Below are 6,807 nucleotides of genomic sequence, written 5' to 3'. Positions count from 1 at the left end.
GTTGGAAGGGAAGGTTCAGCAGGTTTTGGATGAGGTAACCAGATTGCCAAAAAAAACACAAGAGGCGCAGAAGCTGATCGATTATTATGAATCCAATAAAACGAGAATGAATTATCCGTTATACAAAACGATAGGTGCAGGGCTTATTGGTTCCGGCGCTATCGAATCGGCACACCGAACGGTTGTCCAAAAGAGGCTGAAGCAATCCGGCCAAAGATGGAGCCGAAATGGCGCCCAAAATATGTTGTATCTCAGAGTAACGAAGAAGAATCAACAATGGTCAAAGATTGTAGAACTAACCAAAAGGGAGTTTGTTAAGAATGCTGCATAGCGAAAATTTGAAATGCACCCCTTCCTGTATCATTTCAACGCTTCTTTTGTAAATTAGATACAACAATAACTAGCATTGAGCTAAGCAACCTAAAACAAAAAACAATGAAAATGACACCAAAAGAAAATACGCTTTTCGAACAGATTAAGCACAAAGATGCGGCCAAAATGCGGGAGTGATTGAGCCGGTGGATTACGCCATTTTCCAGAACCCTGGCTATATGGGCCTATATGGTGGGTTAAATACCAAAGGCATATACCAGTATTAAAAAGCTGAAGAAAGGGTACCGCTACAATTCAGAGGAAAGGGAGTGAATGAACAAAATTTATGGAAGCAAGCCAATGACATTGCTGAGACCAGGAGCGCCTTGTTGTAATCAAAAATTTTGTAATCGGATGGTTTGATTACAACTAACCTGATTACAAATTTGTAATCAACTCAGCCAAATTTTTCAACCTGATTACAAAATGCTAACTTGAAGCAGCTAAATAACTGTTTTATGAACGCCCTTAGAAAAGAACTGCAATTAACCCAACGCCAGCTCTCCATGCTCATCGGCGTATCCCAACCCCTGTTGGCACTTTATGAAAGAGAATTGCGTCAGCTGCCCGCCGAAGCCTCCCATAAATTGTCGGAACTGCAATTACTATTGCAGCAGGCATCCCTGCATAAAAAGGAGCTTCGTATTCCACCGCAAAAGGCCGTCCGGGACAAAGTGGATACACTACTAAAAAAGCACCAGCGGCGGGCCAATCATACAGCCCTGCGCCTGGGCCGGGAGCTGGAGCAGCTGCAGGATCGGTACAACAAGCTGTTGCAACGGCTAACGGTGATCCAAACCCTGATGCAAAAAACGGAGCGGGCTACCCACCCGGAAGGTCTGCTGGAAAATATGGAAATGGAAGCACTCAACGAAATGGCCCATTGTTGCCCGGAAAAGCAGGCCCTGATCCAATACCGGATCTCCCTTTCCAATGCCTGGCAGCAGCTGGCAAGGGAGGCGCATACGGTTTTCCGTAAAAGTGATCTTTAGCAACGTAATACATTTGGAGGAAAGAATAAAAGCATATAAACTACCTCCAACGTTTTAGTTATGAATTGGAAATACCGACCAGACTTTCAGGCCTTCCCCGGTGTAAAACTTTCCTACGGAAGGCAAGGAATTAAAACAGACATCGTTCCTACTGTCAACACTGACAATGAAGACGCCGCTGTAAGTAAGGAAAAACTCATGAACCGGCTTTATAAGCCCTACGATCCGCAACATGAAATAAAAAGTGGCGCAACCCATTCGCTCACATCTGATCATCTGAAAGAGTTTAAAAGCCTGCTGCTGAATGCTTCAGATGTACGCGAAGAAACGGCTGCGCTGTTGAAGGAAAAGGAACAGCAGTACGGTGCAGTAACCGGCAAACTAAATAGGCTCAGAAAAAGTCTTTTTAAATCGTTTTATAAAAAGAAAATTGCCCGCTTTGAAGAGGAGTCCGGCACACTAAATGAGCAAAAAGAGGAGTTGACGGAACAGCTCCGTTTATCCGTTATTAACCTGGAGATTGACACAGAAGATATTTATTTTGAATTGTACCATAACATAAAGGATGCTTTTCAGCTTCTGAAACGTTCTAAAAAGAAATGGGATTTTACAAGCTCACGGGCCACTAACCGGGTGGCGGAACGGACTTCTGCGGCCAATACTATTACAAGGTCGGAAATAGAATTAACGGAACGGAAATTACCCATATTGAATACGGATGCAGCGGCTTTTTGTATTCACAATATAAATGGTGGAGATATCTATTTTTTTCCTGCGTTTATGATCGTTTATGAATCCAAAGAAAATTTTGCATTGATCGATTATACGGATGCCGCTATTGAATTTTCCGTAACCCGATTTATTGAAGACGAGCAGGTACCGGATGATTCTGAAATTGTGGGTCGTACCTGGTTTAAAGTAAATAAGGATGGCTCACCGGACCGGCGATTTGCCAATAACTATCAGATACCAATTGTAGAGTATGGCCAATTGCGTATTCAATCAGCCACGGGTGTTAATGAGCTTTATTGCTTCAGCAACAAAGAGTATACTTCTTTGTTTTATAAATCGGTTTATGATTATATGGACAGTTTAAAGACTGCCAAGAAGTTATTAGAGAATTTTTGATTTAAGGCTTTCTGATAAAAGGGATATCTGGACTGATGATTTTTTTTCTGAGGAGTAGAAGCCAATGTTTGATGAGTGACTCGTGCAAACACGAACCAGGGCAGCGGACCCCCTGCCTGAATGTGCCGTGCCTACAGCACTCCGTCACTTATTAGTGGGTTGTATCTCCGGAACAAATTCCGGGGTTGAAAGCAGGATCAGGCCAATAGCCTTCTGTATTATATTCGAAAGGCAAGAGGCATCGCCTCGACCGAACCAGCAACTGCGGGCTTTAGCTCACGTTACAGGCGGATAACACGGAATAGAGAGCCGGAGGCTCGGGTCATAAGCTATAGTGCAAACACGAACCAGGGCGAAAGAACCGCTCCATTATTTCTGGTCATTCAGCCTTTTTATGGTCTTATTTTCAATCAACGATCTCATCTGTGTTATAGCCACCTGGTTCAGCTGAAGCAGTCTTTGGCCTTGTGTCAATCCTGGCTTTATCAATAAAGCATTAATGCTTTCCATATTGCTTAAAACAACTAACTGCTCTAAAGCCGCATGATCCCTGATGTTCCCGGTTTTGCCGGGATTTCTGTCCCGCCGTTCTTTGGCTGTAGTGCCAAAAAGAGCAACGTTCAGTAAATCGGCTTCGTTAGCATATACAAAACCTGCTTGTTGTCTGGTAATTTCTTTTGGAATTAAATTTTCCTTTATCGCATCTGTATGAATATGGTAATTGATCTTGGAAATGGTACGCTGTACGCTCCATTCTAAATTTAAGCGATTGTTTTCATCGTCTTTCAGGCGTTGGAATGCATTGATCAAATAAATCTGAAATTCGGGGCTTAACCACATTGCAAAATGGAAGGCAATATCTTTATGTGCAAAAGTGCCTCCGTAGCGACCTGCTTTTACGAGCATCCCAATAGCCTTTGTACGATCAATCCATTGTCCGGCAGACATGATGAACCTATTCGTACCAGCCTCTTGTCCAATTACCCCGAATTCAGGGTAATTAAAATCGGGATTCTTGATTTTCTCCCAAACGCCTAGATATTCCAATGCATTCCCTTTCCACTTTTTCTTGGCAAAAAGTGGAGCAAAAGCCAAGGTCAAACGATTGCTCCGCCGTTTGACCGCCCGCGCACTATAGACCCTAATCGAAAAGAAGCTTCAACTCCTTCTCGAAAAAATAGGTTGAAGCGCTAGCTGCCTGCTTGTTGCAGAACCATTACTACGCTGCTTTTTTACGGCCATGATCGCCTTTTGAAAACATATCCATCACGTAAAAAAGAGGCGCTGCGAAATTTCCCGATTGCTGTAGTTGCTATTCCGTTGCGAAGTAATTAGAGAAATACCCCATTAATGCTCAAACCCCGTGATCTTGGCCTCCTCCAGGTCCAGCTGCATCTCCTGGCTACGGATCACGGCGTCCTCAAACTGCTGTTCATGCCGCAGGCGCAGCAGCTGGTGCCGTTGTACCTGTATCAGCTCGCGCGCAATGTCTTTATTGACCGTGGCCACTTCCGCGTGGTGTGCAGAGGTAGCAATGCATTGCAGTTTATTCGATAACAACTCCAGGTCGGTCTCCAGTTTTCTTTTCTGATGGTTCACCAGGGAGTTTTGTGCTACCTGCTGCTGGTAATTACTGTTAATGGCCGTGAGCGCAGCATGTTTTAAGCTGGCCTGTATCAGCACTTCCTGTTTTTCCCTCGGCAGCACTTCATCAATTTCTTTAATATTCAGCCATTTGATAAACAGGGGGAGGAGCAGGCCTTGTCCAACCAGCGTGAGTACAATGATCACGAAGGTTACAAACAGCAGGATATCCCGGTGCGGGAAGGCCTCGCCGGAAGGGAGCAGCAGGGGAATGGCCAGTGCCGATGCCAGCGATACCACACCCCGCATGGCCGCAAAGCTCATGAGCAGGGGGGCACGCCAGCCCGGATTGGGTTCCGTTCTGCGGATCTTTTTTGAGAACCAGCGGGGGGCGAAGGCGATGAGGTAACACCAGGCAATGCGGGTGGCTACAATGATGCCGCCCAGGATTACGGCGTATTTAATGCCATCGGCAATAGAGTAATTCTTCATGCCCTGCACCACAACCGGCATTTCCAGACCGATCAGGATAAAGATAAACGCATTGATCAGGAAGATCAGGGTACTCCAGACATTGACCGCCTGTATGCGCGTGGTATGACTCAGGAAGCAATGGGAGTGGTACGACATCATCAGTCCGCCGGCCACCACGGCCAGTACGCCCGAAAAATGAAGGCGTTCCGCTACAATGTACATAACATAGGGAACCACAAGGGTAAGCACGGTATCAATATTGGAGTTGGACCGGATCCGGTTGAGGAGTCCTGCAAAAAGAAAACCAACGGCCAGCCCTACCAGGATGCCCCCGGACGCCATAATCAGCAGGTCCTTGAGCGCATGATACCATACAAACTGGCCGGTCATTACGGCGGCTAAAGCAAATTTAAAAACGATCAAACTGGAAGCATCATTCACCAGGCTTTCACCTTCCAAAATAGTGATATCGCGTTTAGGGATCTTCATATGCTTTAAAACCGATGTAGCGGCAACGGCATCGGGAGGTGAGTTGATGCCGCCCAGCAGGAATCCGAGCGCCAGGGTGATCCCGGGGATGAGAGCAGATGAAGCCAGGGCTACCACCAACGCGGTAAGGAATACCAATCCGAAGGCCAGCAGGAAAATGGGACGGCGCCATTTCCAGAAATCCTTCCAGGATGTGAACCAGGCCGCTTCAAAAAGAATGGGCGGCAGGAAGATGAGGAATACGATATCCGGGTTGATCTGCAACACCGGCATACCGGGGGTCAGACTGATGAGCAGCCCGGCAATGACCAGGAAGATGGGATAGGCTACTTTCAACCGCTGGCCCAGGATGACCAGCAGCATTACGGCTATTACAACTCCGATCGAAATGAGTAGGTAGTCATGTATCATATATTCTGTTTGATTGGCGGTTCGTGTTTTTAAATACCTGAGATTTTAATAACCACGGGCGGTATCTTTTTGTTCACTACAAATGTAGGGAACACCAGGCATCAAAAAGAGCCCGGGGTTTTTGTCATTGAACTGTCTGTAAATGCCAGGTAAAAATACGCTGCTACCTGTCTGCCCGCCCGGGGTCCAGGGCGCTGTTGATAATGGAGATATGGTAAAGGATATTATAATCTGAAGCGGGACTCATAAAGGAGCGGGTTTTGATAAAGGCTGTATCCTGTGTTTTTGGGTTGATATATGTATAGTAATCGTAATGAGATTCCTTGGGTTGCATGCCCGCAGGGAAAACGGAAGCGACTTTTCCGAATTGTTGGGCCAGCAGGGCATGTGAAATCTGCAGACTGTCCCGGGGATCTTCAAATACCGGCTGCTTGCCGGCCTCCGTATGGTACCGGCTTTCCATATTGAACGAGATCTCGTAGTAAAGATGTCCGTTCCTTCGCCAGGTATTCATGGTCCTTTTTATTACGGGTGTGCCGTCCGGGTTAAAAATGGCGGTAAGTACCGTATACACACTATCCGGGTAAAACCCACTATAACGGGTATCCGGCATGGCGGTACCTTTCCATAAAAAACCGGCATCGATGGTGGTAAATGCAAGGATGACCCTGTTTTTATCGGCGGGCTCACTAGTGATGAGCCGGCACAGTTCCTTTAGCCGGCCGGCAACATCTCCCCCGGCGGGTGGCTGTTTTGGCTGGTGGGTGCATGCCGCTGCAAAAAAGAACAGGATCAAAAAACGGATTGCTATTGGTAATCGCATAGATGGCTGTTTGTGATTTATCAAAATTACAGGGATATTTTACTCGGGAAACAGGATCATGTGATGGCCTTGGTCGTTTTCTGCGTACTGCGCACGGCATCAATCGAAAAGGGTACCCCAAAAAGAGGTTGTATCAAAATCTTATCATGCTGAAACAAATAGCAGGTATATGAAGCAGACATTTGATGTCGCCATGTTGAGCGGATCCCGAGATAGCGGGAGTAGCCGAAACTGCTCATCAAATTAAGAAATCCCTCTGCTGCACTTCGTTACGCTGCCAATGACAGATTACATTATGCATTGAAAGCCAATTATACTTACGTCATGCCGGGCGCAACAAAGTGGAGCCGAGGCTTCTCTGTGATGTCAGACTACCCGGGCATTAAGAGACCCTTCCGCTCCGCTGCGGTCAGGATGATGGAAGGACGATTGTTCGTTACATCTTTGAGCAGGCTTTTATGAAAACGTCAGCATAAAAAACCATGCTTCTGATACAGTCTCTTGCCATTATTGTTTATGTCAGATCACCAAAAA

At 46.2% G+C, this 6,807-nt stretch carries 5 protein-coding genes and 1 pseudogene; 3 read left to right on the top strand and 3 right to left on the bottom strand.

The window, feature by feature from the left end; genetic code table 11:
- The 3 genes and pseudogenes from BLS44_RS27200 to BLS44_RS17670 all read left to right on the top strand — a co-directional run.
- Nucleotides 1–331: pseudogene (locus BLS44_RS27200) on the top strand (hypothetical protein); the annotation flags it as partial.
- A gap of 499 nt (nt 332–830) precedes the next feature.
- Nucleotides 831–1,364, top strand: a complete 534-nt coding sequence (locus BLS44_RS17675) for a helix-turn-helix domain-containing protein (RefSeq protein WP_143019828.1) — start codon at nt 831–833, stop codon at nt 1,362–1,364.
- A 60-nt stretch (nt 1,365–1,424) separates the two neighbouring features.
- Nucleotides 1,425–2,492: a hypothetical protein gene (locus BLS44_RS17670; RefSeq protein ID WP_090391548.1), complete on the top strand. Its 1,068-nt coding sequence runs from the start codon at nt 1,425–1,427 to the stop codon at nt 2,490–2,492.
- Nucleotides 2,493–2,861: 369 nt separating this feature from the next.
- Here the strand turns inward: BLS44_RS17670 and BLS44_RS17665 are convergent, their stop codons facing one another.
- From BLS44_RS17665 to BLS44_RS17655, 3 genes are all read right to left on the bottom strand, one after another.
- Nucleotides 2,862–3,593, bottom strand: a complete 732-nt coding sequence (locus tag BLS44_RS17665; RefSeq protein ID WP_218127773.1) for a KilA-N domain-containing protein — start codon at nt 3,591–3,593, stop codon at nt 2,862–2,864.
- Nucleotides 3,594–3,839: 246 nt separating this feature from the next.
- Nucleotides 3,840–5,450: a Na+/H+ antiporter gene (locus tag BLS44_RS17660; RefSeq protein ID WP_090391546.1), complete on the bottom strand. Its 1,611-nt coding sequence runs from the start codon at nt 5,448–5,450 to the stop codon at nt 3,840–3,842.
- Nucleotides 5,451–5,613: 163 nt separating this feature from the next.
- Nucleotides 5,614–6,273: a hypothetical protein gene (locus BLS44_RS17655; RefSeq protein WP_090391545.1), complete on the bottom strand. Its 660-nt coding sequence runs from the start codon at nt 6,271–6,273 to the stop codon at nt 5,614–5,616.
- Nucleotides 6,274–6,807 lie beyond the last annotated feature (534 nt).

Source organism: Niabella drilacis (assembly GCF_900101395.1).
Lineage (GTDB): Bacteria > Bacteroidota > Bacteroidia > Chitinophagales > Chitinophagaceae > Niabella > Niabella drilacis.
This window is presented reverse-complemented; position numbering and strand designations above follow the sequence as displayed.